The organism is Streptomyces sp. Root431, from assembly GCF_001426585.1.
Classification (GTDB): Bacteria; Actinomycetota; Actinomycetes; order Streptomycetales; family Streptomycetaceae; genus Streptomyces; species Streptomyces stackebrandtii.
The window spans coordinates 175,114-200,492 of the sequence record NZ_LMEI01000010.1; the positions used below are offsets into that span (position 1 = coordinate 175,114).

Sequence of the window (25,379 nt, forward strand, 5' to 3'; positions counted from 1 at the left end):
CTCACCGACCTGCCCTGGCTCCGCTCAGCGGAGCCAGGGCAGGTCCGCGTCCGGGTCCGCCGGTTCGAGGCCCTCGGCCATGACCCGCATGATCGCGCCGAGCTGCTCGACCTGCTCCGGTGCCAGCCGGTCGAACAGGGCCTGGCGCACGGCCGCCACATGGCCGGGCGCGGTGCGGCGCAGGACGTCCATGCCCTCGTCCGTGAGCCGCGCGAACTGGCCCCGCTTGTCGGAGGGGCAGTTCTCGCGCACGACCCAGCCGCTCTTCTCCAGCCGGGCGATCGCGTGGGAGAGGCGGGAGCGGGTGATCTTGGCGCTCTTGGCGAGCTCGGTCATCCGCAGCCGCCGGCGCGGCGCCTGGGAGAGCTGGACGAGCAGGCCGTAGTAGATGTGCGGCATCCCGGCGTCGCGCTGCAACTGGCGGTCGAGGTGATCCTCCAGGAGCGTGGTGGCGTGCAGGTACGCGCGCCAGGTGCGCTGTTCCTCGTCGTCGAGCCAGCGCGGTTCGGTCATGTCTCCCATGGGTCCCATCGTACGACTCGTTCTTGAAAGTTGAACTACATACGTTTACTCTGCAGATATCCAGCTTGAAGTTTCAAGTAATACGAGGATGCCGGAGGTCACCGCCATGGATGCCATGGACACCATGGACGCCACGCAGGAGCGGATGCCCGCCCTCTACCTGTCCCACGGCGCCCCGCCGCTCGCCGACGACCCCGTCTGGCCCGGCGAACTCGCCGCCTGGTCCGCGGACCTCCCGCGCCCCAAGGCGATCCTCATGGTCTCCGCCCACTGGGAGGAGGCCCCGCTGGCCCTCGGCGCCACCGAGACCGTGCCCCTCGTCTACGACTTCTGGGGCTTCCCCGAGCACTACTACCGCGTGCGGTACGCGGCGCCCGGCGCCCCGCAGCTCGCCGACGCCGTCCGCAAGCTGCTCCGCGCGCCCGGCACGCCCGTGCAGGACATCCCCGACCGGGGACTCGACCACGGCGCCTACGTGCCGCTCGTCGAGATGTTCCCGGGCGCCGACATCCCCGTACTCCAGATCTCCATGCCCACCCTCGACCCGCGCCGGCTCATGGACATCGGGCGCAAGCTCGCCCCGCTGCGCGACGAGGGCGTCCTGATCGTCGGCAGCGGCTTCTTCACCCACAACCTCGCCGCCCTCCGCCACACCGGCGGCGGCGTGCCGGGCTGGTCCGCCGAGTTCGACGACTGGGGGCACCGCGCCCTCGCGGCCCGGGACGTCGACGCGCTCCTCGACTTCGAGCACAAGTCCCCGGCCGGACGCCTCGCCCACCCGCGTACGGAACACTTCGCCCCCCTCTTCGTCACCATGGGCGCGGCGGACGCGGCCGGCGACCTCGACGCCGAGCGGTCCGTGATCGACGGCTTCTGGATGGGGCTCGCCAAGCGGTCCGTCCAGTTCGGCTGAGCCCTTCAGAAGACGGGCGGGTTCAGCTCGACGGAGCGGACGGCGGCGGCCAGCGCGAGCGGGTCGCCGACGTCCAGCGCCGTGTCGGTGAACTTGATCGTATGGTCGTCGCCGTGCGCAGCCGCCCGCTCGAAGACCTCCTCGGCGGTCGGAACGACCTTCTTGTACGGGAGCGGGTCCCGCGGGGTGTAGGCCGCCGTCACCGCGGCCGCAGCCGCCCAGGCCGCGCCCAGGCTCGGTACCCACAGCTCACGGGGGAGCGCGGGCAGCGCGCGGAGGACCGCGTTCGGTGCCGTCGCCGCGTGCACGAGCATGATCGGCTCGCCGTGGCCGTGCGTCGCGTACCGGTGCGTCGCCGCCGTCACCAGCTCGATGAGCCGCTCCTCGGCCGTGTCGGGATCCGGAGCCGTGCCCCACTGCGGGAACGCCGTCAGCTGGGCGAGCCGCTCCCGGATCCCGCCGTCCTGCCGCGGAACGGGCGGTACGGCGTCCAGGGCGGCCGCCGCGCTCGGCGCCGGGGCCAGCGGGGCGAGCGGCGGCAGCGGCCGGCTGCGGGCCGCCCAGTAGCCGAGGGCGTGCGCCAGCTCGGCGCGGCGCGGCGCCGTCTCGTCGCTCGTCAGGAGCGTCCGTACGGCGTGACCGGTACGGATCACGGGGTGCGTCGCCCCGGCCGCGATCCCCGGGAGCAGCCGGGGCCACCACTCGGCGAGGACCTCGCGCCAGGGGCGGGCCTCGGGCCCGTCGAGCCGCCGTGCGAAGAAGTGCGTCCAGTCGGTGATCCGGGCCGGGTCGCCGAGCGCCTCGCGCCAGTCGTCCGCCGTGACGGGGCGGTGCGCGGGCGGCAGCTCCTCCAGCTTGTGCGCGTAATGGTCGAGCCAGCGGTGCACGGCCCGGGCCTGGCCGCGGCGGACGAGCGCCTCGACGGCCATCGGGGCGTGGTTGGTGAGCCAGCCGTTGCGCTCGGGGCCGGTGGTGTGGAGGCGTTCGAGGGCCTCGTCGAGGATTCCGGTCGTGTCGCTCGCGTCGCGCGTATCGCTCGTAGCGCTCGTATCGCGCGTGTCGGCCGTGTCGCTCGTATCGCTCGTGTCGCTCATGGGGGCGACGCTAGGGCGGCGCGGGCGGGCGCGTAACGGGCTGGGGACCTAGGCCCGGGGGCGGAGGTCGAGGCCGAGGAGCGGCGCGGGCAACCCCATCGCCCGCGATGACGTCTGAAGAGATGACGCCGCATGTGATCGCGGTCTCACCGACAGTGTGGTCGGGGACCCCGCGAGCGGCGCCGGAACACCCTCCGTGCCCGGTCTGACCTGCGCCTCCGTGGGTTTCCGCGGCATGCCCGAAGGGGCGGCGGGCGCGCAGGATACTGCATGATCGCGAAAATCCATGTGCCGGGTGGGAATTCTGTCCTGATTCCAGTCGTTGTTTCCGTCGGATGCAGGGCACCCGAAAAGGTGTCGCGACCTACTCAGCAAGGGAGCACGCATGGCAACCCGTGCCGTCGCCCGTCGTCAGACCTCCGCCAATAGCGGGGCGAGCCGGGCCAGCAGCGTTCGCGCCGTGGGCGGGGACATCGCCGACCGCGACCTGGTCGGCATGTACCTCGACGAGATCGCGCGTACACCCCTGCTCGACGCCGCCAAGGAGGTCGAGCTCTCCCAGACGATCGAGGCGGGCGTGTACGCCCAGCAGATCCTCGACGGAGACGTAGAGAGCGAGGGAGGCGGAGCGGCCCGTGAGGAGCTCGAAGCGCTGGTCGCCGAGGGCGAGCGTGCCAAGGACCTCTTCATCAAGTCCAACCTGCGGCTCGTGGTCGCCGTCGCGCGGCGCTACCCCCGCAGCGGCCTGCCCCTGCTCGACCTGATCCAGGAGGGGAACGCGGGCCTGGTGCGCGCGGTCGAGAAGTTCGACTACGCGAAGGGCTTCAAGTTCTCCACGTACGCGACGTGGTGGATCCGGCAGGCCATCACCCGGTCGATCGCCGACCAGTCCCGGACGATCCGGCTCCCCGTCCACCTCGTGGAGGAGCTGGGCCGCATCCGGCGCGTGCAGCGCGAGTTCAACCGCGAGCACGGGCGGGAGCCGGAGCCGGCCGAGATCGCGGCGGAGCTGGACACGAAGCCGGAGCGCGTCGTGGACGTCCTGGACTGGGCGCGCGACCCGGTCTCGCTGAACATGTCGGTGGACGACGAGGGAGAGACCCAGTTCGGCGACCTCCTGGAGGACACCTCGGCGATCTCGCCCGAGCAGTCGGTGCTCACGCTGCTGCGCAGCGAGGAGCTCGACGACCTCATCGCCAAGCTCGACCACCGCACGGCCTCGATCATCCGCATGCGGTACGGCATCGAGGACGGGCGCGAGCGGACGCTGACGGAGGTCGGCAAGCAGCACGGCCTGACGCGCGAGCGGATCCGCCAGATCGAGAAGCACGCCCTGCTGGAACTGAAGAAGATGGCCCACGACACCGGCTTCGACGCGGTGGCGTAGGGGAGGAGCGACAAGAAGGAGGCGGGACGCCCGGGAGCGGGCGCCCCGCCTTCTCCCCTACCCCCGCGTCGACGTCGCCAGGCGGGTCGCCAGCTCCTCGACGTAACCGTGGAGGGTGGGCGGGCCGTGGATCGTGAAGGGGGCGTCGACGAGGGCCAGGCGGAGCGCCAGCCACTCGACGGAGTCGGCGGAGCGGGTGCGGAGACGGCAGGTCGTCGGGCCCGTCGCCGTCGGGACCAGGTGGGACGGGAGCCGGGCCGTCACGAAGTCGGCCGGGGCATCGAAGCTGACGTCGAGCTCCAGCTCGGGCTGCGCCCGGGACATGGAGCGGACCAGGAGCTGGGCCGCGTCGCCGGCCGGGAGCTCGCGCGGGGTGAAGCGGGCGCCCGTCGCGAGCGGGTCGCTGACCCGGTCCACCCGGAAGGTCCGCCAGTCGTCGCGCTCCAGGTCGTACGCGACGAGGTACCAGCGGCGCCCGGTCGAGACCAGCCGGTACGGCTCGACCAGCCGCTTCGACTCGGCGCCGTCGCCCGCCCGGTAGCCGAAGCGCAGCTTCTCCCGCCCGGTGACCGTGCCGGCGAGCGCCGTCAGGGTGGCGGGCGCGACCGTGGCGCCGTCGCCCCTGGTCAGCGGGAGCGTCGCGTTCTGGAGGGTGGAGACCCGGTGGCGGAGCCGCGCGGGCAGGACCTGCTCCAGCTTCGCCAGAGCGCGTACGGACGCCTCCTCGATGCCCTCGATGGCGTGCCCGGCACCGGCGCGCAGGCCGACGGCGATGGCGACGGCCTCCTCGTCGTCCAGGAGGAGCGGCGGCATGGCCGTACCGGCGACGAGGCGGTAACCGCCGACCGCGCCGAGGGTCGCCTCGACCGGATAGCCGAGGTCGCGCAGGCGGTCGATGTCCCTGCGGATGGTGCGCGCGGAGACCGAGAGCCGCTCGGCGAGCTCGCTTCCGGGCCACTCGCGCGGGGTCTGGAGGAGCGACAGCAGATTCAGGAGTCGAACCGGGGTATCTGTCATGTCTTCAAGGATGCGGCCCATCTAGGTCATCATTTGACCTAGATGACTTCTATCTTCTTCGTATGAGTTCACACGAAGCCGTCACGGATGCGGCCCCCACGGACACGAGCGACAAGAGGCGGTGGATCGCCCTCGCCATCGTGATGACGGCCGCCTTCATGGATCTGGTCGACGCCACGATCGTCAACATCGCGATCCCCAGCATCGAGCGGGACCTCGGCGCCTCCTTCGGGGCCATCCAGTGGATCACCGCCGGTTACGCGCTGGCCTTCGCGGCCGGGCTGATCACCGGCGGCCGGCTCGGTGACATCTACGGCCGCAAGCGGCTCTTCCTCCTCGGCACCGCCGGCTTCACGCTCGCCTCGGCGCTCTGCGGCTTCGCGGCCAACCCCGAGATGCTGGTCGCCTCCCGCCTCCTCCAGGGCGCGGCGGCGGCGATGATGGTGCCGCAGGTCCTCTCGATCATCCACGTCACCTTCCCGGCGCACGAGCGCGGCAAGGTCTTCGGAATGTTCGGCGCGATCATCGGCCTCGGGGCCGTCTCCGGCCCGCTGCTCGGCGCGCTGCTCACCCAGTGGAACATCGCCGGTCTCGAGTGGCGCCCGATCTTCCTGATCAACCTGCCGGTCGGCATCGCGGGCCTCATCCTTGGCCGCAAGTTCATCTCCGAGTCGAAGGCGCCGAAGGCGCTCCGGCTCGACATCGTCGGCATGCTCCTGGTGACGGCGGCGCTGCTGATGCTGATCTACCCGCTGACGCGCGGCCGTGAGCTCGACTGGCCGCTGTCGGGCCACCTGATGATGGTCGGCAGCCTGTTCGTCTTCGCGGCCTTCGTCCTCTACGAGAAGTTCAAGACGCGGAAGGACGGCTCGCCGCTCGTCGAGCTGTCGCTGTTCAAGGTGAAGAGCTTCGCCGCCGGCATCGCCGTCCAGCTGACCTTCGGCGTCGTCCTCGGCATCTTCTTCCTGGTCTGGACGCTGTACATGCAGATCGGGCTCCGCTGGACCCCGCTGAAGGCGGGCGTCACCGGAGTGCCGTTCTCGATCGCGGTCTCCGTGGCCGCCGGCCTCTCGGTGCAGAAGCTGGTGCCGCGCTTCGGCCGCAAGGTCCTCCAGGCGGGCGCGCTCACGATGATCGCGGGCGTCCTCCTCTACTTCTTCGTGGCGGGCCGCTACGGGACCGGGATCGAACCCTGGCAGATGATCGCGCCGCTGGTGGTCATGGGCCTGGGCATGGGCCTCATCGTGGCGCCCCTGACGGACGCGGTCCTCTCCGAGGTTCCGCGCGAGCACGCGGGCTCTGCCTCCGGACTCATCAACACGACGGGCCAGATGGGCAACGCGCTCGGCCTCGGCCTGGTGTCGGTCGTCTTCTTCGGCGTCATCGACGACCGGAACCTCGCCCAGGTCCCGACCGAGGTGGGAGCGGCCTTCACGGACGCCTTCCAGAACTCGCTCGGCTGGGCGGCGGGCGTACTCGCCGCGATCTTCCTGGTCATGTTCGCCCTCCCGGCGAAGCCGAAGCAGCACCTGGAGGGCGGCGGCGACGACGAGGACACCCCGGAGAACGTGGAGAAGGAGCCGGTGCTGACGCACTGACCCCCTCAGGAGGAAGGGCCCTGGTCCCGGGAATCTCCCCGGGACCAGGGCCCTTCGCCGTATCCGTCAGCTGCGGTTGACCGCGCCGCCGTACTTCAGGTCACCCTTGAAGGGGATGGCTCGCAGGGACCCCGGTGTCGGGGTCGCCTGCTGCACCCAGGGCTGGTTCCAGACGAAGGCGCCGCCCATGATGTTGCCCCGGGTCTGGAAGACCGTGCCGTCGGTGGTCACCACCTTGACGAACGCGTCGTTGCCCTGCGCCTCGATGGAGATGCCACAGGCGTTGGACGGGTAGTTGACGGGGACGTTCTCGTTGGGCGGGAGGAGAGCGTCGGTGAGGTCGTGCCACACGATCGTCCCGCCCGGGACGCTCGCCTTGCCGGCGTAGGCGACACCGTCCGTGAGGACGGCCTGGAAGTCCTCGGTGCTCGAGGGGCTGTAGGTGTCGATGTCGGAGCACGGCCCGGTGGGCCCGGTGGCTCCGGTGTCGCCGGTGGCTCCGGTCTCGCCCGTGGCGCCGGTCGCTCCGGTCTCGCCGGTGGCTCCGGTTTCGCCCGTGGCGCCCGTGGCGCCCGTGGCGCCGGTCTCGCCCGTGGCGCCGGTCTCGCCGGTGGCTCCGGTCTCGCCCGTGGCGCCGGTCGCTCCGGTTTCGCCCGTGGCGCCGGTCTCACCGGTCGCTCCAGTGGCGCCGGTAGCACCCGTAGCCCCGGTCTCACCGGTAGCTCCGGTGGCGCCCGTTGCTCCGGTCTCGCCAGTGGCTCCCGTGGCTCCCGTGGCGCCGGTGGCACCCGTCTCGCCCGTGGCGCCGGTCGCGCCCGTCGCCCCGGTCGCCCCAGTCGCGCCGGTGGCTCCGGTTGCACCTGTCGCCCCGGTCTCGCCAGTGGCTCCCGTGGCTCCCGTGTTGCCCTTCGGGCCGGGCGGTCCGGTCGGGCCGGTCGGGCCTGTTGGGCCCACCTTGCAGTCGTCGCCGCCGCCGGCCGGGATCGCGCGCAGGGCGCGGATGTCCTGGCCTTCGACCAGGGGCTTGATCGTGTCGTCCAGGAACTCCTGGAGGCCGTCGGCCTCCGGTGAGCCGCTCTGGCCGGCGTTGCGGGGGCCGCCGTGCTCCCAAGGCGGCGGGCCGTCCTGGTGTTCCCAAGGCGGCGGGCCGTCCTGCTGTTCCCAGGGCGGCGGACCTTCCTGGTGGTGCGGCGGCGGGCCGTCCTCGTGGTGCGGGGGCCGTTCCTCGCAGTGGTCGCCCGTCGACGGGGTCGCCGTCGTCCTTCCCGGGGGGTCCCAGGTAGCGGCGGCCGTCGCCGGTGAGGCGAAGCCCGTGAGGACGAGTGCGACGGAGGCGATGGCCCCGCCGACGACCCAAGGGCGTCGTCGGGGCAGGGGACCCAGCGGGGACCTGGTCCTGGCATCAGGACGCATGCATGCTCCTTCCTCCACCGGCCGCGCCGCGGCCGGTCCGAGTGATGTCCGGGGAAGCGTTCGCGCTTCCTGATCGGATCATCGGATCGCGCTTGCGAAGGCTTGACGGTCTCGCGGCAGTCCCAACGCCATGGCCTATCGCCCCTAGCCGAATGGATGCGTACACGAAGGCGAATTTCGAACCGCCCGTCGGCGCGCCGACACCGCTCGCTCCTCGGGCGTCCGTAGGGTCGCCCACCCGCCGAGCGCTCTCCCGCCCCCACCGGAAGTGGTGTTGCCGTGCAGCCGTCCATCTGCCTGTGCATGATCGTCAAGAACGAGTCCAAAGTCATCGAGCGATGCCTCGCCTCCGTCCGCGGTCTCGTGGACTCCTGGGTCATCACCGACACCGGTTCCACCGACGGGACCCAGGACCTGATCCGCACCGCCCTCGCCGGCATCCCGGGCGAGCTGCGCGAGGAGCCGTGGGTGAACTTCGGCCACAACCGCAGCCTGAACATCGCGCGGGCCCGCGGCCGGGCCGACTACCTCCTGCTCCTCGACGCCGACCACGTCCTGCGGCAGGACGGCCCGCTGCCGGACCTCACCGCGGACGCGTACATGATCCGCCACGAGGGATCCCTGGAGTACCGCATCAAACGCCTGGTCAGGGGCGATCTGCCCTGGCGGTACGAGGGGGTCACCCACGAGTACCTGACCGCCGACCGGGACCACGTGCAGCGGAATCTGGACGCCCTGTCCATCGAGGACCACGCCGACGGCGGGTCACGCCACGACAAGTTCGAGCGGGACGCCCGGCTCCTGGGCGCCGAGCTCGACCGGGATCCGGACAACCCCCGTACGGTCTTCTACCTCGCCCAGACGATGCGGGACATGGGCCGTGCCGACGAGGCCGTCCCCCTCTACGAGCGGCGCGCGGCCATGGGCGGCTGGGGCGAGGAGGTCTACTACTCCCTCCTCCAGTCCGGCGTCCTCCAGGCCGAGTCCGGCGCGTGGCCGTCCGCGATGGACGCCCTCTCCCGGGCCTGGGAGTCGCGGCCGCAGCGGCTCGAGGCCTGCTACGAACTGGTGGCGCGGCTGCGGAAGATGCGCCGCTACCGGGCGGCCCACGCCGTCGTCTCCGCCGTCCTGGACGGGAGGCAGCCGGACGACCTGCTGTTCATGCAGCCGTGGGTGTACCGGTACGGGCTGCTCTTCGAGTACTCGATCACCGCCTACTGGACGGGCGACTACGCCGCCTCGCTCGCCGCCTGCGACCGGCTGCTCGCGCTGCCGGAGCTGCCCCCGGCGTACCGCGAACAGACCCGCGCCAACCGTGGGTTCGCCGTGGGGAAGCTGGCGGAAGCCGGTGTTCAGGTGCCCGACGCCGTCACGCCGGACCCCGCCCCAGCCCCCGCCCCCGACCCCGCCCCGGCGCTCGTCTGACGGTCCGACCGTCGACCGCCGGGAGCGGGATGCGGGATGTGGGGTAGAGGATGCGGGACGCGCGGGCGTCAGCGGACCCGCGCGCGCGTCTCCATCGCCGCGCGGGCCGCGCGCTCGTCCTCGTACACCTCGCACATGTGACGGCCGTCCGGTGTCATCGTGTGCTCGATCTCCCAGAGGCTGACCTCGCTGCCGTCGAGCAGCAGGAACTGGTGCTCGTAGAGGGTGAAGCCGGCGTCCCGGCCCCCCTCCACCGCGCACTGCCGCCCGAAGGCCTGCGTGATGTGGTGGGCGAAGGCCAGGCGGAGCCGCCGGGCCGTCCGCTCGCCCGGCCGGTCCACGTTCTCCGCGCGCCGCAGGACGCGGCGCGCGTGGTCGGCGGAGTTGTCCGGCACGTACATCCGCGGCTGGGCGGGTATGGGGCGGGCGAGCAGGGCGCTGAGCAGCGCCATGTCATCGTCGTCGTCACCGTCGAGGGCGCGGCCGTCGGAGCGCTCCGCGGTCCAGCCCGGCAGCGGCGCGGCCGGCAGGCGGGAGGCCGCGAGCCGGGCCTCCGCCTCCTCGGCGTACAGCTCGTGCTGGTCGGTGCCGTCCCGGCCGGTGTTGTGCGTGAGCTCCCACAGGCTGAGCGCGCTGCCGTCGGCGAGCAGGTACGTGTGGCGGTAGGTGGTGCGGTGCAGCGACGCGCTGTGGTGCGAGGAGTGCAGCGCACTGGAGTGGGCGAGCGCCGTGCCGAGGCGCTCGACGGTGGAGTCGGGCAGGTCGAAGGAGTTGAGCGCCCGGCCGAGGAGCCGCTCAAGGTGCGTCTCGGTCGTCTCGTACGGATCGTGTGGATCCCGCGGATCGTTCAAGAGGGTCTCCAGGCCGTCGCCGCATGTCACTTGGTGCTTGCTAAACGTAGTCCCTGGGTCTGACATCGTGTCCTGGGTTCAGCAAAACGAAGGGCGCGCGCGGGAAGTTCCCGCGGGGTTCTTCGTCAACTCCCTTGCGGTTACCGGGAGTACGCGGGCCGGTCGCCTCGGATCCGCGCCGTACGGATCTCCGTACGGCTAGCCGCGCAGCTCGCCGTACAGCTCGCCGTACGACGGGAAATCCCCTCCCGGCCCGCGCAGCCCTCCCGGGGCCGCGAGCAGCGCCCGGACGATCGCCCGGGTCACCAGGTCCGCGCCGGCCGCCAGGATCTCGTTCAGGGCGAGCGGACCGGGCTCCTCCGGCAGCTCCCGCCGGCCGGTGGCGAGCGCGAAGACCGTGTCCCCGTCGTTCATCAGGTGCACCGGACGCACCGCGCGCGCGATGCCGTCGTGCGCGGTCCCCGCGACCTTCTGCGCCTGCGCGCGGGTGAGCACCGCGTCCGTGGCGACGACGGCGAGCGTCGTGTTCAGCGGGGGAGGGGCGCTCGCCGCCCGGGCCTCCGCGAGCCGCCGCAGCGCCGCCTCGTGCACCTCCTCCGCCGGGACGGCGGGCCTGCCGCCGTCGAACCAGCTCCCGTACGGGACGCCCGTCGCCGGATCGACGGCCGAACCCACCGCGTTCACGACGACCAGCGCGCCGACCGTGATCCCCGAGGCCAGGACCGTGCTCGCCGTCCCCACCCCGCCGCGCAGCCCGCCGACGACGGCCCCGGTGCCCGCGCCGACCGCGCCCGTCCCCACGCGCGCGTGGTCCCCGCTCGCGTCGGCCGCCTCCGCCGCCGCCCGGCCCGTCGCCGCGTCCGGCCTGGCCGAGAAGTCGCCGCCGCGCCCCAGGTCGAAGACGCACGCGGCGGGTACGACCGGCACCACATGGGACGGGTCGGGACCCACCCGCACGCCCCGGTGGCGCTCCTCCAGCCAGGCCATGACGCCGGAGGCCGAGTCCAGGCCGTACGCGCTGCCGCCGGTCAGGACGATCGCGTCGATCCGCTGGACCACGTTCCGGGGGTCGAGGGCGTCCGTCTCCCGGGTGCCGGGACCGCCGCCCCGTACGTCCACGGCGGCGACGGCCCCGCCCTCCGGGGCGAGGACGACCGTGGTCCCGCTCAGCGCGCCGGGCCCGGCCACGCGCGCGTGCCCCACGCGCACACCGCTCACGTCGGTGATCGCGTCCATGCCGTCCATGCCGTCCGTGCCGTCCGTCTGCTCGGGCTGTGTCATGTCCCCTGCCTACCACGCGGTTTGGCTCAGCGCTTGGGGCCGAGGTAGGTGCCGCCCGAGGCGTCGATCACGGTCCCGGTGATCCAGCGGCCGTCCTCGGAGGCGAGGAAGGCGACCGGGTCGGCGATGTCCTCCGGCTGCCCGACCCACGGCAGCGCCTGACCGCCGATCAGCATCCCCTCCAGCTGGGGCATGGCCGCCATGGCGGCGGTGAGCGCGGCGGTCTGCGTCGGGCCGGGGGAGATCGTGTTGACGGTGATCCGGCGCTCGCCGACCACGTTGGCGAGGGTGCGGGTGAAGGTCTCCATCGCTCCCTTCGTCATCGCGTACGCCAGCTCGTCGGAGAGGGCGATCCGCGTGACGGCCGACCCGATGTTGATGATCCGGCCGCCGTCCCGCAGCACCGGCAGCAGCCCCTGCACGAGGAAGTACGGCGCCCGGACGTTGACCGCGAAGAGCCGGTCGAACAGCTCCGGGGTCTCGTCCTTGAGGTGCCCGCCCGAGCCGGTCACGGCGGCGTTGTTGACGAGGACGTCGAGCGCGGCCTCCCCGGTGTGGGCGGCGAACCCGGCCCGTACGCCCTCGACGAGCGCGAGCACCCCGTCGTGCGTGGCCAGGTCGGCGCCCACGGAGAAGGCCCGGCCGCCGTCCCGCACGATCAGGTCCACGGTCTCCTGCGCGGCGGCGGCGTCCTGCCCGTAGTGGACGGCGACGACCATCCCGTCCGCCGCGAGCCGCCGCGCGACGGCCCGGCCGATCCCGCGCGACGAACCGGTGACGAGGGCGGTACGGGTGGTGGTGTGCTGGTCGCGGATCTGCTGCTGCATGGCGGTCTCCTCGGACTTCCGGTGCTCCCCGGGGCGTTTCCCCGGGGCACGAAAGGAAGACTCGCGCCGACCGCTGACGAGCCGCTGACCGAGCGCTGACAGCCCCTGGCAGCCCCTGACGGGCCCTGGCGTCCCCTGTCAGACGGCTCCTGACGGCTTCTGGAGGAGCGCGCCGGCCCCCTCGGCGAGGACATCGCGTGCACGGGGGTCGGTCATCGGGGCGGCAGGCCCGCCCGGCGGGCCGTGTCCGCCGCCCGGGTGCGGTCGGACGCGGCGGCGGCCGGGTCGCCGGCCGTGTCGTGGACGGTCGCGCGGCGGTGGAGCAGGTCGACGACGTCCTCGGCGACGCCCAGGGAGGAGAAGAGGTCCAGGGCCTCCGCGAGGAGGGGCAGCGGGTCGGGGGAGAGGGACGCCAGGCCCTCCAGGGCCGTCGCCGTGCCCCACCGGTCGCCGAGCGCCCGGAAACCGGCCAGGGCCTCCGTCAGGAGCGCCTCGGCAGCGGCCCGTACGTCCTCCCCGTCGTCGGCGGTCGCGGTCGTCAGGACGGCCCGGCCCACGAGGGCCAGCGACCGGGACCAGAGGTCGTCGCCCAGGCGCAGGCCCTCGACCGGGCCCACGGACGTCGACCACAGGAAGGCCGTGTACGGCTGCCGGAGCGGAGTCGTACGGGAGACGAGGAACCCCCCTGCCCGCTCGACGTGTTCGCCCTCGCGCAGGCCCGCCGCGAGCACGCACAGCGCGTACTCCTCGCCGAGTTCCGCCGTCGGCACCACCCGGTCCAGGAGCTCCGCGACCGGCGCCGCGACCCGGCCCCGGAGCCCGCGCAGCCACCAGTACGGGGTGAGCGCGGCCACCAGCCGCAGCCCGTCCTCCGGCCCGCCCCCGCGCAGCGCCGCCCGCAGGTTGGCGTCCTCGGCGTCCAGCCGGGCCAGCCACTCCAGCTGCGCGGAGCCGCGCAGTTCGGGGTCGGCGGCCTCCGCGAGCTCGCGGTAGTACGTGTGGTGGGCGGCGGCCACCGGGGCCTCGTCCGCCAACTGCCCGGCGGCGTACGCGCGGATCGTCTCCAGCATCCGGTACCGGCCGTCCCGCGCCTCGAGCAGCGACTTCTCCACCAGCGAGGCCAGCGGGCCGGTCCCCGCGCCGCACACCCGGGCCACGGCCTCCGCCGTCGCCCCGCCCCGGAACACCGAGAAGCGCGCGGCCAGTTCCCGCTCGCCGGGTTCGAGGAGCGACCAGCTCCACTCCACCACCGCGCGCAGGGTCCGGTGCCGCTCCGGCGCCGTACGGTCCCCGCGCGACAGCAGCTCGAACCGTTCGAGCCGCTCGCCCAGGCCGTCGGCGAGCTCGTCGACGGAGAGCGAGCGCAGCCGGGCCGCCGCGAGCTCGACGGCGAGCGGCAGCCCGTCGAGCCCCGCGCAGAGCTCCGCCACGCGCGCGTGGCCCGTGAATCCGGGCCGTACGGCCGCGGCCCGCCGCACGAACAGCTCCTCGGCCGCCTCGGGCGTCAGCGCCCCGAGCGGCAGCAGCGACTCCCCGGTGATCCCGAGCGCCTCCCGGCTCGTCGCCAGGACCCGCAGACCGGGGCAGGCGACGAGCAGACGGCGTACGAGGACGGCCGTCTCGTCGACGACGTGCTCGCAGTTGTCGACGACCAGCAGTACCGGCCGCCCGGCCAGCGCCGTCACGAGCCGCGCCTCGTCGCCGCCGCCCCGCACCCCGAGCGCCGCCGCGAACGCCTCGGTGACCTCACCGGGTCCGGCGACGGACGCGTGCGTGGCCCCCGTACCGGCCACCGCCCCCAGGTCCACGAAGCGCACCTCGCCCGGCAGGCCCGCGCCCACTTCCAGGGCCAGTCGCGTCTTGCCCGCGCCGCCCGGACCCACCAGGGTCACCAGGCGCGCGGCCGTCACCAGCGAGGCCAGCCGTTCCCGCTCCCGCTCCCGCCCCACGAAGTCCGTCAGGGGCGAGGGGAGGGGGACGGGAAGCGGTGCCTTGGGAGGAGGTACGGGGAGAGGCGTGCCCGCCCCGCCCCTCAGCAGCTCCAGGTGGACCGCGGACAGTTCCGGTGACGGGTCGGCCCCCAGCTCCTCGGCGAGCGTCGCCCGCACCTCCTCGTACACGCCGAGCGCCTCGGCCTGCCGCCCCGCCGCGCCCAGCGCCCGCATGTGCAGCCCGCGCAGCCGCTCCCGCAACGGATGCTCCCGGGCGGACCGTTCCAACTCCCGTATGAGGAAGGAGAGATCCCCGCCGGTGGTCAGTTCCGCCGCCGCCCACTCCTCCACCGCGTCGAGCCGCAGCCCTTCGAGCCGGGCCGCCTGGCCCGCCGCGAAGGGCGCGTCCCGTACGTCGGAGAGCGCCGGTCCGCGCCACAGCCCGAGCGCCTCCCGCAGCAGGCCCGCCGCGCGTACGGGATCGCCCGCCGCCCCGGCCCTGGCGCCCTCCCCGGCCAGCGCCTCGAACCGCAGCGCGTCCACGTCCGCCGCGGGGTCGCCGACGGTCAGCCGGTACCCGGCGGGCGAGAACTCCACCGCCACGCCCGGCGGCAGGACCCGGCGCAGCCGGGAGACCTGCGCCTGGAGGGCGCCCTGCGCGCCGGCCGGCGGCTCCTCGCCGTACAGCCCGTCGACGAGCCGGTCGACGGGGACGGTCCGGCCCGCGTCGAGGAGGAGCCGGGCCAGCAGGGCACGGACCTTGGGGCCGCCGGCGGCCGCGATCGGGGCACCGGCGGCGCCGGTCAGCGTGAGCGGTCCGAGGAGGCGGAAGATCATGGACCGGATTGTCGCGCAGGGACGGCCGACGCCTCCAGGGCCGCTACGGATCTCAGGCGGCCGTGGCCCGGGTCGCCGGGTTCCGGGCGGACAGCGTCACCCCGGTCGCGACCGTGGCCGCCGCGACGAGCCCCGCGGCGAGGACCGCCCAGCGGCCCGCGAACGTGCACATCAGGATCGCCAGCGAAGCCACCGGCAGCACCAGTTGCTGGGCGATGCCGACCTTGAAGTAGCGCGCGTGCAGCAGCCAGACGGAGAGCAGGAAAATGGCCGAGGGGATCGTGACGGCGGCGGACGCGGCGAGCGTCGAGATGTGGGCCTCGCCCACGGCCTGCTCGACGGCGATCTCCAGGCCCGCGCCGACGGCGGCGGCCGAGGCGAAGATGACGTAGTGGCCGTAGCCCCACAGGAAGCCCTGGCGGCTGGAGGTCAGCCGGTCGTGGGCGGGCACGACGAAGTAGATCCACCAGGCGGCGAAGACGAGGAGCAGGCCGCCGACGGCGATCGGCAGGAGCTCGCCGAGGGCGTCGTTCTCGACGATGCCGGACTTCACGGCGACCGTCGCGGCGGCGACGGTCTCGCCGAGCACGATGATGGTGAACAGGCCGTACCGCTCGGCGATGTGGTGCGGGTGCCAGGTGCTGGGCGCGTCCTTCTCCGCGTACACGGGCACGGCCATCTCCGCGAGCGCCATGACGAGGAAGATCCAGCCGCGCGCGGGCTCGGGCGCGAGGACGAGCGCGAGCCAGCCGAACTGGACGGCGACGACCCCGCCCGCGTACCGCCGGCACATCGTCCGCTCGGCGGGGTCGGTGGCGTGGTGGGCGGCGCGGAGCCACTGGAAGGCGAGCGCGAGCCGCATGACGGCGTAGCCGATGAAGACGACGAGGAAGTCGTGCTCCTGGAAGGCGCGCGTGATGCCGGCGGCGAGGACGAGGACGCCGGCGATCTGGACGAGCGTGACGACGCGGTAGAGGACGTCGTCGTTGTCGTAGGCCGAGGCGAACCAGGTGAAGTTCATCCACGCCCACCAGATGGCGAAGAAGACCATCGCGTAGTTGAGGATCCCCTCGCCGGTGTGGTTCTCCGCGACCGCGTGGACGAGCTCGGCGCCGGCCTGTGCGACGGCGACGACGAAGCACAGGTCGAAGAAGAGTTCCAGGGGGGTGGCGGCCCGGTGCGACTCCTCGCGGGAGCGGGCGGTGAGGGGGAGGAACGGTTGCGTCATGCGTCCCAGGACAGCAGAGCGGTCGGCGCGTCCAGGGGTATGCCACGCGGTACGGGGCGGGCGGCGCCGTACGAGGAGGGGGGCGCGGTACGGGGCGGGTGGCGCCGTACGGAGACGGGGCCCTGGCGCCGTACGGGTGCGGACCTCCGTCAGGCCGCCCGCACGGCCTCTTCCGCCCGAGCGTCCGCGCAGGCCCCCGCGTACCGCGCCACCACAAGCCCCGCCAGGCGCGGATGCCCGGCCAGCGGCTCCCCGACCGCCCACGTGTCCGGGATCTCCGCGAGGGCGCGGGTGAAGCGGCCCGGGGCCAGCAGATGCGCGGCGACCGCGACGCGGCGGAAGCCCTGGGCGTGCAGGCGGGCGACGGCCTCGGCGGGGGGCGGGGCGCTCGCCGAGCAGTACGCGACGGTCACCGGCACCGGCAGGAGCGTCGCCAGCTGCCGGACCGCCGTGAGCGTGCCGTCGTTGCCGCCGGGCCGCGAGGAGCCCGCCCCGGCGACGACGACCGCGTCGGCCGGGCCGCCGGCCGCCCGTTCGGCGGCACGCAGCCGGTCGTACAGCGCGAGGGCCACCGCTAGCTCGCCGCTCGGCCCGCGCGTGACCGCACAGTCGAAGCGGCGGGCGACGGCCGGGATGTCGACGGTGCGGTGGTAGCCGTCGCCGAGGAGCAGCGGGACGACGACCGCGCCGGGCCGGTCCGCGAGGACGTACGGGAGGGAGGGCTGCTGGTGGTCGAGGTGACCGACGGCGACGGGCGCCCCGGTCAGCCGCCGTACCGTGTCGGCGAGCCGCCCGACCGCCGCCCCCGCCTCGGGGACGGCGCTGCCGTGCACGGCCAGGACCAGGTTCCGCATGCGTACCTCCACAGACGTTCCCCCGGGGGCCACGGGCGGCGGTGTCGTACGCCGCCGGTGGCCCCACTCCGTTCACGCTAGGCCCCGCCCCGCCTCCGTACCGCCGCCGTAAGACCTCGCCGGCAGGGCCACAAGTCCCCGATCCTCGGGCCTTTCACGGGCCCGACACGCCGGCCCCGCGCCCCTACGGTCGGAAGGGTGTGGCACCCCGAATCGCACCCCGCCTCGCATTCCGCCTCGCACCCCGCCGCGCACCCCGCCTCCACCCCGAACCCGAGCCCCACGGAGACCGCCATGGCAGCCCAGCGGACACAGACGCTCGTCCTCATCGGCCACGGCATGGTCGGCCACCGGCTCCTGGAGGCGCTGGCCGAGCGCGGGGCGCTCGTCGACCCGGCCGACCCCGCGGGGCCCGGCTGGCGGGTGACCGTGCTCGCGGAGGAGGACGTGCCCGCCTACGACCGGGTCCATCTCTCCTCCGTCTTCACCGGCACCGACCCCGATCAACTGGGGCTCTCCACCCCAGAGTTCCTCGCCGGGAACGGCATCGACCTGCGGCTCGGCGACCCGGCCGAGCAGATCGACACGGCGGCCCGCACGGTCACCACGACCTCCGGCGCGGTCGTCGCCTACGACGCGCTGGTCCTGGCCACCGGCTCGTACCCCTTCGTGCCGCCGATCCCCGGCGCCGACGCGCCCGGCTGCTTCACGTACCGCACGCTCTACGACGTCGACGCGCTCACGACGTACAGCGAGGCCTTGTGCAGAGGGGCCACGAACAGCGAGGCCACGAACGGCGCGTCCGCCGCGTCCGCCGATGGCGAGGCCCGTACCGGCGTCGTCATCGGCGGCGGGCTCCTCGGCCTGGAGGCCGCCGGCGCGCTCCGCACTCTCGGACTCGCCACGCACGTCGTCGAGTTCGCGCCCCGCCTGATGCCGCTCCAGGTCGACGACGGCGGCGCGGCGGCCCTGCGCTCCACCATCGAGTCGATGGGCGTGGCCGTGCACACCGGCGTCGGCGCCGCCGAGGTTGAGACGGACGCCGACGGGCAGGTGTCCGGCCTCCGGCTGTCCAGCGGCGAGCGGCTCCCCGCCGACGTCGTCGTCTTCTCCGCCGGGGTCCGGCCGCGCGACCGGCTCGCCCGCGAGGCGGGGCTCGCGGTCGGCGACCGCGGGGGAGTGGCGGTGGACGAGCGCTGCCGGACGACCGACCCGTACGTGTACGCGATCGGGGAGTGCGCGCAGACCTCCGACGGGCGGGTGTACGGGCTCGTGGCGCCCGGCTACCAGATGGCGGAGGCGGTCGCCGACCAGCTCGCGGGCGACGGGACGACCGTCTTCACGGGCGCCGACACCTCCACCAAGCTCAAGCTGCTCGGCGCGGACGTGGCCTCCTTCGGCGACCCCTTCGCGGGCGGCGGAGACGGCCCGGACGACGGCCAGGACGGCGGCCCGCAGGTCACCGAGATCGTGTTCTCGGACGGGCGCGAGGGCGTCTACAAGAAGCTGCTGCTCGGCCCCGAGGGGCAGCTCCTCGGCGGCATCCTGGTCGGCGACGCCGACGCGTACGGCTCGCTGAAGCCGCACGCGGGGCGGAAACTCCCCGCCCCGCCCGAGGCGTTCATCCTCCCCGCGACCGCCTCCGGGGCGGAGCTCCCCGGCGCGGACGCCCTCCCCGACGACGCCGTCGTCTGCTCCTGCCACAACGTGACCAAGGGCGCGGTGGCCGGGGCGATCGCCGAGCACGGACTGACCGACATCGGCGGGATCAAGCGCTGCACCAAGGCCGGCACGGGCTGCGGCGGCTGCGTGAACACCCTCCAGGCCGTCCTCGACGCGGCCGGGGTGGAGAAGCCGCGCGGCCTGTGCGAGCACTTCCCGACGCTCTCGCGCCCCGAGCTGTACGCGCTCGTCCGCGCCGAACACATCCGCTCCTACACCGAGTTGGCCGAGCGGTGCGGCTCCGGCGGCGCGGGCTGCACCGTCTGCAAGCCCGTCGTCGCCAACGTCCTCGGCACCCTCGCCCCCGAGCTGGGCCTGCGGCACGTCCTCGAAGGTGAGCAGGCCGCGCTCCAGGACTCCAACGACCTCTTCCTCGCCAACCTCCAGAAGGACGGCACCTATTCGGTCGTCCCGCGCGTCCCCGGCGGTGAGATCACCGCCGAACAGCTCATCGTCATCGGCGAGGTGGCCCGCGACCACGGCCTCTACAGCAAGATCACCGGCGGCCAGCGGATCGACCTCTTCGGCGCGCGAAAGGAGGAACTACTCACGATCTGGCGGCGGTTGATCGCCGCCGGATTCGAGTCGGGGCAGGCGTACGGAAAGTCCCTGCGGACGGTCAAGTCCTGCGTCGGGTCCCGCTTCTGCCGCTTCGGGCAGGGCGACTCGGTCCAGCTCGCGATCGACCTGGAGCTCCGCTACCGGGGCCTGCGCGCCCCGCACAAGATCAAGGGCGGGGTCTCGGGCTGTCTGCGCGAGTGCGCGGAGGCCCGCGGCAAGGACATCGGCGTCATCGCCACCGCCGGCGGCTGGAACCTCTACGTCTGCGGCAACGGCGGCACCGGCCCTCGCCACGCCGACCTGCTCGCCTCCGACCTGTCGGCCGCCGCACTGTTCGCTCTGATCGACCGCTTCCTCATGTACTACGTACGGACCGGCGAGCGCTTGGAGCGCACCTCGGCCTGGCTGGAGCGGCTGGACGGCGGCCTCGACCACCTCAAGGAGGTCCTGATCGAGGACTCGCTGGGGATCTGCGCGGAGCTCGAAGCGCAGATGGACCGGTACGTCGCCGCGTACCGCGACGAGTGGCAGGCGGTCCTCGACGACCCGGCGGCCCTGGCCCGCTTCGAGCCGCACGTCGCCGGGGTGGAGTTCCTGGAGCCGGGGCGCGGGCGCGCCGCCGTCCTCGAAGACGGCACGGAGGCGGCGCTCTTCCGGGACGGGGACGGCGAGGTGTACGCGGTGGGGAACCGGGACCCGTTCTCGGGCGCCGACGTCATCGCGGACGGGATCATGGGCAGCCGCGACGGGGTGCCGGTCGTGGCCTCTCCGATGCACAAGCAGGAGTTCGACCTGCGGACCGGGGCGTGCCTCGACGACCCGAAGGTGTCCCTGCCGGTCCTGCGGGTGCCTACGGCCTGACCGGGGTTGCCCCCGCCCGTCCTGCGGGTGCCTACGGCCTGACCGGGGCTGCCCCCGCCCGTCCTGCCGGTGCCTACGGCCTGACGAGGAGGGTTCCCTGCCCGTCCTGCCGGTGCCTACGGCCTGACCGGGAGGGGACCTACGCCCGCCCGTCCGGCGACCATCGGCTCTGACTTCCCCCTCATGCCCGGGCGCAGCCTGGAGGAGCAAGGAAAGTCTGCGAAAGCCGAGAAGGCGAAAAGGCAGGGAAGCGCCATGAGTTCCGTAGTCCAGTCCCAGGACCAGGGCAGCAGAAGGACGGGCGGGCCTGCTCCGTCGTACGACACGGAGCAGTACCGCCCCGGGAAGCCGATCACCGACTGGGAGCCCGAGAACGAGCTCTTCTGGAAGTCCATCGGCAAGAAGGTCGCGACCCGCAACCTCTGGATCGCGGTCCCGGCGCTGCTCGTGGCCTTCGTCGTGTGGCAGGTCTGGTCGGTCACCGCGACCAACCTCAAGGACGTCGGCTTCGGCTTCTCCACCTCACAGCTGTTCTGGCTGACGGCCATCCCCGGCCTGACCGGCGGCACGGCCCGGATCTTCTACACCTTCCTCGGTCCGATGGTCGGCCAGCGCCGCTTCACCGCGCTGTCGACGGTCGTCCTGATCGTGCCGCTGATCTGGCTCGGCATCGCCATCCAGGACCCGACGACCCCGTACGCCGTGATGGTCGCCATCGCCGCGCTCTGCGGCATCGGCGGCGCGAACTTCGCCTCCTCCCTCGCCAACATCGGCTTCTTCTTCCCCAAGGCGAGGAAGGGCAGCGCGACCGGCATCAACGGCGGTCTCGGCAACCTCGGCGTCTCCGTCGTCCAGCTCCTCACCCCGATCGTCATCACCTGGTCGACCATCGCGATCGGCTCCGCCCAGCACAAGGCCGACGGCACCCCCGTCTACCTGCAGAACGCCGCGTTCCTCTGGGTCCCGATCCTGCTGATCCTGGCCGCCGTGGCCTGGTTCGGGCAGAACGACCTCAAGGTGGCCTCGACCCCCTTCAGCCAGCAGAAGATCATCTTCAAGCGCAAGCACAACTGGCTGATGACCTGGCTGTACGTCGGCACCTTCGGCTCCTTCATCGGCTTCGCCGCCGCCCTGCCGATGCTGATCAAGACCACGTTCCCGGACTACTCCGTCGCCACCTACGCCTGGATGGGCCCGGCCGTCGGCGCCCTCGCCCGCTGGGGCGGCGGCTGGATCGCCGACAAGTGGGGCGGCGCGCGGGTCACGATCCTGTCCTTCGTGGGCATGGCCGTCTCCATCATCGGCGTGATCGAATTCCTGCCCTCGGGCAGTGACGGCGGCTCCTTCTACGGCTTCTTCTTCTGCTTCCTCGCCGCGTTCTTCTTCTCCGGAATCGGCAACGGCTCGACCTTCCGGCAGATCCCGGTCATCTTCCGCGGCACCCACCTCAAGGGCCTGGAGGAAGGCACCCCGGAATACACCAAGGCGCTGAAGCAGGCGGAGATGGAGTCCGGCGCCGTCACCGGCTTCACCTCGGCCATCGCCGCCTACGGCTTCTTCTTCATCCCGGCCCTCTTCGGCTCGGTGGCCGTGACCAGCGCGATGTGGGGATTCGTCGCCTTCTACGCCAGCTGCACGGTCGTGACCTGGTGGTTCTACGCCCGCAAGAGCGCGGAGGCACCCAGCTGAGCCCCTGGTTTTCCCTCAGGAGAAGGCCCCGCCACGGCGGGGCCTTCCGGCGTATCCGGAACAGGACCAAAGCCCGTCGACCGGTGACCAATGCCGACCGAAATGATCGATCAGAAGGAGTGGAATGGAGGTAAGCAACGACGCGATCGAATGAATCGAAGAGGGCGGTGCGGGCAGTGACTGCAACTCCTGCTGAGGCAATGGTGACCGATGGGGCCTGGAAGGGCTTCAAGGGCGGGCTCTGGCGCGACGCCGTCGACGTCCGCGACTTCATCCAGCAGAACTACACGCCGTACGAGGGCGACGACTCCTTCCTCGCCGGCCCCACCGAGCGGACCACCGCCGTGTGGAAGGTCATCACGGACAAGTTCCCGGAGGAGCGCGCCAAGGGCGTCCACGACGTCTCGTACGACATCCCCTCCACCATCACCGCCCACGCCCCCGGCTACATCGACCGCGACAAGGACCTGATCGTCGGCCTGCAGACCGACGCTCCGCTGAAGCGCGCGATCATGCCGTACGGCGGCTGGCGCATGGTCGCCGGCGCCCTGGAGACCTACGGCTACCCGGTCTCCGAGGAGCTCGAGAAGGTCTTCACCGAGTACCGCAAGACCCACAACGCCGGCGTCTTCGACGCGTACACCCCCGAGATCCGCGCCGCCCGCAAGGCCGGCATCGTCACCGGCCTCCCCGACGCCTACGGCCGCGGCCGCATCATCGGCGACTACCGCCGCGTCGCGCTCTACGGCGTCGACCGGCTGATCGCGGTGAAGAAGGAGGAGAAGGAGGAGCTCAACGCCCTCCCCGCCGGAAACCGTTCGCTCGAGGAGACCATCCGCCTCCGCGAGGAGCTCTCCGAGCAGATCCGCGCCCTCGGTGAACTCAAGGCGATGGCCGCCTCCTACGGTCACGACATCTCCGGCCCCGCCGGCACGGGCCGCGAGGCGATCCAGTGGCTGTACTTCGCCTACCTCGCCGCCGTGAAGGAGCAGAACGGCGCGGCGATGTCCCTCGGCCGGACGTCCACCTTCCTCGACGTCTACCTCCAGCGCGACATCGAGGCCGGTCTCCTCACCGAGGAGCAGGCCCAGGAGCTCGTCGACGACTTCGTCATCAAGCTCCGCATCGTCCGCTTCCTGCGCACCCCCGAGTACGACGAGCTGTTCTCCGGCGACCCCACCTGGGTCACCGAGTCCATCGCCGGCATGGGCGAGGACGGCCGCCCGCTCGTCACGAAGACCTCCTTCCGCTACCTCCAGACGCTCTACAACCTCGGCCCGGCCCCCGAGCCGAACATGACCGTCTTCTGGTCGCCGCAGCTCCCGCAGGGCTTCAAGGAGTTCTGCGCGCGGGTCTCCATCGACACGTCCTCCGTCCAGTACGAGTCGGACGAGCTGATGCGCCCCCGCTTCGGCGACGACACGGCCATCGCCTGCTGCGTCTCCGCGATGCCCGTCGGCAAGCAGATGCAGTTCTTCGGCGCCCGCGTGAACCTCGCCAAGACCCTCCTCTACGCGATCAACGGCGGCCGCGACGAGAAGTCCGGCGCCCAGGTCGGCCCGGAGAGCGGCCCGCTGCGTTCAATGGAGACGGGGGCGGCCGAGGTCCTCGACTACGACGAGGTCATGGCCAAGTTCGACGAGCAGATGGAGTGGCTCGCGAGCATCTACGTCCACGCCCTGAACGTCATCCACTACATGCACGACCGGTACGCCTACGAGCGCATCGAGATGGCGCTCCACGACCGCGACGTGCGCCGCACCATGGCCTGCGGCATCGCCGGCCTCTCCGTCGCCGCCGACTCCCTCGCCGCCGTCAAGTACGCCAAGGTCACCCCCGTCCGGGACGAGACCGGACTAGCCACCGACTACGTCATCGACGGCGACTACCCGGCGTACGGCAACAACGACGAGCGCGTCGACGAGATCGCGGTCCGGCTGGTCGAGGAGTTCATGCGGAAGGTCCGCAAGCACCCCACGTACCGCGGTGCCGAGCACACCCAGTCCGTCCTGACCATCACCTCCAACGTCGTCTACGGCAAGAAGACCGGCAACACCCCCGACGGGCGCCGTGCCGGCGAGCCCTTCTCCCCGGGCGCCAACCCGATGAACGGCCGCGACACCCACGGCTACGTCGCCTCGGCCCTCTCGGTCGCCAAGCTCCCCTACGAGGACGCCGAGGACGGCATCTCGCTCACCAACACCGTCACCCCCGACGGCCTGGGCCGCACCCCCGAGGAGCGGATCAAGAACCTCGCGGGCGTCCTCGACGGCTACATGGCCAGCGACGGCTTCCACATGAACGTCAACGTCCTCAACCGCGACGTGCTGATGGACGCCATGGAGCACCCGGAGAACTACCCGCAGCTGACCATCCGGGTCTCCGGATACGCGGTCAACTTCGTCCGGCTCACCCGCGAGCAGCAGCTCGACGTCCTGAACCGCACCTTCCACGGCTCGCTGTAGCCCCCTCACCGCTCCCGGGGTCGGTGGCCCTCACCGCCGGCCCCGGGACGCACCCGACACCCTCCGCAGGAGGCCCTGCCATGACCAGCCTCGCCATCGGACCCGCCACCCCTGTCACGCCCGCCACGCCGGCCGCCCCCGTCACTCCGGCCGCCGCGGCGACCCAGCGGCCCTCCGAGGGCTCGGTCCACTCCTGGGACCTGTCCACCGGTGTCGACGGACCGGGCACCCGCTTCGTCACCTTCCTCTCCGGCTGCCCCCTCACCTGTCTCTACTGCCACAACCCCGACACCTGGAAGATGCGCAACGGCAAGCGCACCTCCGCCGACGACGTGATCGCCGAGGCGGGCAAGTACGTCCGCTTCATCGCCGCCTCCGGCGGCGGGGCCACCATCTCCGGCGGGGAGCCCCTCCTCCAGCCCGTCTTCACCGGCGAGCTCCTGCACCGGATGAAGCACGAGCTCGGCCTCCACACGGCCCTCGACACCTCGGGCTTCCTCGGCGTCCGCGCCACCGACGCCCTGCTGCGCGACACCGACCTGGTCCTGCTCGACATCAAGTCCTGGGACCCGGACACGTACAAGAAGGTCACCGGGCGGCCGCTGCGGCCGACCCTGGACTTCGCCCGCCGCCTCGCCGACCTCGGCCAGGAGGTCCACGTCCGCTTCGTGCTCGTCCCGGGGCTCACCGACGCCCCCGCCAACATCGAGGGAGTCGCCGCCTTCGCCGCCGGCCTGGGCAACGTCTCCCGCGTGGACGTCCTCCCCTTCCACAAGCTCGGCGAAGCGAAGTGGCAAGCACTCGCCATGCCGTTCACCCTGCACGACACCCCGTCCGCGACGCCCGAGCAAGTCGCCGGGGCCCGCGAGGTCTTCCTCGCCCACGGCCTGCACGCTGTCTGAG

At 72.7% G+C, this 25,379-nt stretch carries 18 protein-coding genes; 8 read left to right on the top strand and 10 right to left on the bottom strand.

Features of this window, described 5'->3' with window-relative positions; genetic code table 11:
* Positions 1-24: 24 nt before the first annotated feature.
* Positions 25-531, bottom strand: coding sequence for a MarR family transcriptional regulator (locus ASC82_RS18440; protein ID WP_107105915.1), 507 nt, complete (start codon positions 529-531; stop codon positions 25-27).
* Between the two features lie 115 nt (positions 532-646).
* On the opposite strand from ASC82_RS18440, the gene ASC82_RS18445 reads away from it, so the two are divergent.
* Positions 647-1,435, top strand: a complete 789-nt coding sequence (locus tag ASC82_RS18445; protein WP_024760602.1) for a class III extradiol ring-cleavage dioxygenase — start codon at positions 647-649, stop codon at positions 1,433-1,435.
* Positions 1,436-1,440: 5 nt separating this feature from the next.
* Here ASC82_RS18445 and ASC82_RS18450 read toward each other — a convergent pair whose 3' ends face one another.
* Positions 1,441-2,529 carry a questin oxidase family protein gene (locus ASC82_RS18450; RefSeq protein ID WP_079039354.1) on the bottom strand — a complete coding sequence of 363 codons (1,089 nt, stop codon included), beginning with the start codon at positions 2,527-2,529 and terminating at the stop codon, positions 1,441-1,443.
* A gap of 385 nt (positions 2,530-2,914) precedes the next feature.
* Between ASC82_RS18450 and ASC82_RS18455 the strand changes: the two genes are divergently transcribed.
* Entirely contained in the window at positions 2,915-3,916 is a 1,002-nt protein-coding gene (locus ASC82_RS18455; RefSeq protein WP_056648963.1) for a sigma-70 family RNA polymerase sigma factor, read from the top strand.
* 57 nt (positions 3,917-3,973) lie between these two features.
* Here the strand turns inward: ASC82_RS18455 and ASC82_RS18460 are convergent, their stop codons facing one another.
* Positions 3,974-4,933 (bottom strand): YafY family protein, encoded by a 960-nt coding sequence (locus tag ASC82_RS18460; RefSeq protein ID WP_056649590.1) that lies wholly within the window; start codon positions 4,931-4,933, stop codon positions 3,974-3,976.
* A 62-nt stretch (positions 4,934-4,995) separates the two neighbouring features.
* Between ASC82_RS18460 and ASC82_RS18465 the strand changes: the two genes are divergently transcribed.
* A complete protein-coding gene (locus tag ASC82_RS18465; RefSeq protein WP_056648965.1) occupies positions 4,996-6,531 on the top strand; it encodes an MFS transporter in 1,536 nt (511 codons plus the stop codon).
* 66 nt (positions 6,532-6,597) lie between these two features.
* Here ASC82_RS18465 and ASC82_RS30660 read toward each other — a convergent pair whose 3' ends face one another.
* Complete coding sequence (locus ASC82_RS30660; protein ID WP_199862563.1) at positions 6,598-7,944, bottom strand: hypothetical protein; 1,347 nt, start codon at positions 7,942-7,944, stop codon at positions 6,598-6,600.
* Between the two features lie 279 nt (positions 7,945-8,223).
* On the opposite strand from ASC82_RS30660, the gene ASC82_RS18475 reads away from it, so the two are divergent.
* On the top strand, positions 8,224-9,369 hold the full coding sequence (locus ASC82_RS18475) for a glycosyltransferase (protein WP_079039355.1): 1,146 nt from the start codon (positions 8,224-8,226) through the stop codon (positions 9,367-9,369).
* A gap of 68 nt (positions 9,370-9,437) precedes the next feature.
* On the opposite strand, the gene ASC82_RS18480 is transcribed toward ASC82_RS18475, so the two are convergent.
* The 6 genes from ASC82_RS18480 to ASC82_RS18505 form a co-directional block, all read right to left on the bottom strand.
* Positions 9,438-10,286, bottom strand: a complete 849-nt coding sequence (locus ASC82_RS18480) for a DUF6227 family protein (protein ID WP_242427702.1) — start codon at positions 10,284-10,286, stop codon at positions 9,438-9,440.
* A gap of 132 nt (positions 10,287-10,418) precedes the next feature.
* Complete coding sequence (locus ASC82_RS18485; RefSeq protein WP_079039356.1) at positions 10,419-11,501, bottom strand: P1 family peptidase; 1,083 nt, start codon at positions 11,499-11,501, stop codon at positions 10,419-10,421.
* Between the two features lie 26 nt (positions 11,502-11,527).
* Positions 11,528-12,328 (bottom strand): SDR family oxidoreductase, encoded by an 801-nt coding sequence (locus ASC82_RS18490; RefSeq protein WP_056648969.1) that lies wholly within the window; start codon positions 12,326-12,328, stop codon positions 11,528-11,530.
* A 212-nt stretch (positions 12,329-12,540) separates the two neighbouring features.
* The gene (locus ASC82_RS18495) at positions 12,541-15,096 is read right to left on the bottom strand and encodes a BTAD domain-containing putative transcriptional regulator (protein ID WP_056648971.1); all 2,556 of its coding nucleotides are present in this window, start codon (positions 15,094-15,096) and stop codon (positions 12,541-12,543) included.
* A 52-nt stretch (positions 15,097-15,148) separates the two neighbouring features.
* The gene (locus ASC82_RS18500; protein ID WP_056648974.1) at positions 15,149-16,324 is read right to left on the bottom strand and encodes a low temperature requirement protein A; all 1,176 of its coding nucleotides are present in this window, start codon (positions 16,322-16,324) and stop codon (positions 15,149-15,151) included.
* Between the two features lie 149 nt (positions 16,325-16,473).
* Positions 16,474-17,178, bottom strand: a complete 705-nt coding sequence (locus tag ASC82_RS18505) for a CbiX/SirB N-terminal domain-containing protein (RefSeq protein WP_157863483.1) — start codon at positions 17,176-17,178, stop codon at positions 16,474-16,476.
* A 294-nt stretch (positions 17,179-17,472) separates the two neighbouring features.
* On the opposite strand from ASC82_RS18505, the gene nirB reads away from it, so the two are divergent.
* From nirB to pflA, 4 genes are all read left to right on the top strand, one after another.
* Positions 17,473-20,322 (top strand): nitrite reductase large subunit NirB, encoded by a 2,850-nt coding sequence (nirB, locus tag ASC82_RS18510; protein ID WP_056648977.1) that lies wholly within the window; start codon positions 17,473-17,475, stop codon positions 20,320-20,322.
* A gap of 255 nt (positions 20,323-20,577) precedes the next feature.
* Positions 20,578-22,011, top strand: coding sequence for an MFS transporter (locus tag ASC82_RS18515; RefSeq protein WP_242427703.1), 1,434 nt, complete (start codon positions 20,578-20,580; stop codon positions 22,009-22,011).
* A gap of 200 nt (positions 22,012-22,211) precedes the next feature.
* Entirely contained in the window at positions 22,212-24,476 is a 2,265-nt protein-coding gene (gene pflB, locus ASC82_RS18520; RefSeq protein ID WP_056648979.1) for a formate C-acetyltransferase, read from the top strand.
* Between the two features lie 80 nt (positions 24,477-24,556).
* Positions 24,557-25,378 (top strand): pyruvate formate-lyase-activating protein, encoded by an 822-nt coding sequence (gene pflA, locus ASC82_RS18525; RefSeq protein ID WP_056648981.1) that lies wholly within the window; start codon positions 24,557-24,559, stop codon positions 25,376-25,378.
* Position 25,379: the final 1 nt, after the last annotated feature.

Coding starts and splice junctions, on each gene's coding strand:
- ASC82_RS18480 (WP_242427702.1), bottom strand. CDS start 10,286: ATGTCAGACCCAGGGACTACGTTTAGCAAGCACCAAGTGACATGCGGC.
- ASC82_RS18500 (WP_056648974.1), bottom strand. CDS start 16,324: ATGACGCAACCGTTCCTCCCCCTCACCGCCCGCTCCCGCGAGGAGTCG.
- ASC82_RS18455 (WP_056648963.1), top strand. CDS start 2,915: ATGGCAACCCGTGCCGTCGCCCGTCGTCAGACCTCCGCCAATAGCGGG.
- nirB (WP_056648977.1), top strand. CDS start 17,473: ATGGCAGCCCAGCGGACACAGACGCTCGTCCTCATCGGCCACGGCATG.
- ASC82_RS18505 (WP_157863483.1), bottom strand. CDS start 17,178: ATGCGGAACCTGGTCCTGGCCGTGCACGGCAGCGCCGTCCCCGAGGCG.
- ASC82_RS18450 (WP_079039354.1), bottom strand. CDS start 2,529: ATGAGCGACACGAGCGATACGAGCGACACGGCCGACACGCGCGATACG.
- ASC82_RS18440 (WP_107105915.1), bottom strand. CDS start 531: ATGGGACCCATGGGAGACATGACCGAACCGCGCTGGCTCGACGACGAG.
- ASC82_RS18465 (WP_056648965.1), top strand. CDS start 4,996: ATGAGTTCACACGAAGCCGTCACGGATGCGGCCCCCACGGACACGAGC.
- pflB (WP_056648979.1), top strand. CDS start 22,212: ATGGTGACCGATGGGGCCTGGAAGGGCTTCAAGGGCGGGCTCTGGCGC.
- pflA (WP_056648981.1), top strand. CDS start 24,557: ATGACCAGCCTCGCCATCGGACCCGCCACCCCTGTCACGCCCGCCACG.
- ASC82_RS18515 (WP_242427703.1), top strand. CDS start 20,578: ATGAGTTCCGTAGTCCAGTCCCAGGACCAGGGCAGCAGAAGGACGGGC.
- ASC82_RS30660 (WP_199862563.1), bottom strand. CDS start 7,944: ATGCGTCCTGATGCCAGGACCAGGTCCCCGCTGGGTCCCCTGCCCCGA.
- ASC82_RS18445 (WP_024760602.1), top strand. CDS start 647: ATGGACGCCACGCAGGAGCGGATGCCCGCCCTCTACCTGTCCCACGGC.
- ASC82_RS18490 (WP_056648969.1), bottom strand. CDS start 12,328: ATGCAGCAGCAGATCCGCGACCAGCACACCACCACCCGTACCGCCCTC.
- ASC82_RS18460 (WP_056649590.1), bottom strand. CDS start 4,933: ATGACAGATACCCCGGTTCGACTCCTGAATCTGCTGTCGCTCCTCCAG.
- ASC82_RS18485 (WP_079039356.1), bottom strand. CDS start 11,501: ATGACACAGCCCGAGCAGACGGACGGCACGGACGGCATGGACGGCATG.
- ASC82_RS18495 (WP_056648971.1), bottom strand. CDS start 15,096: ATGATCTTCCGCCTCCTCGGACCGCTCACGCTGACCGGCGCCGCCGGT.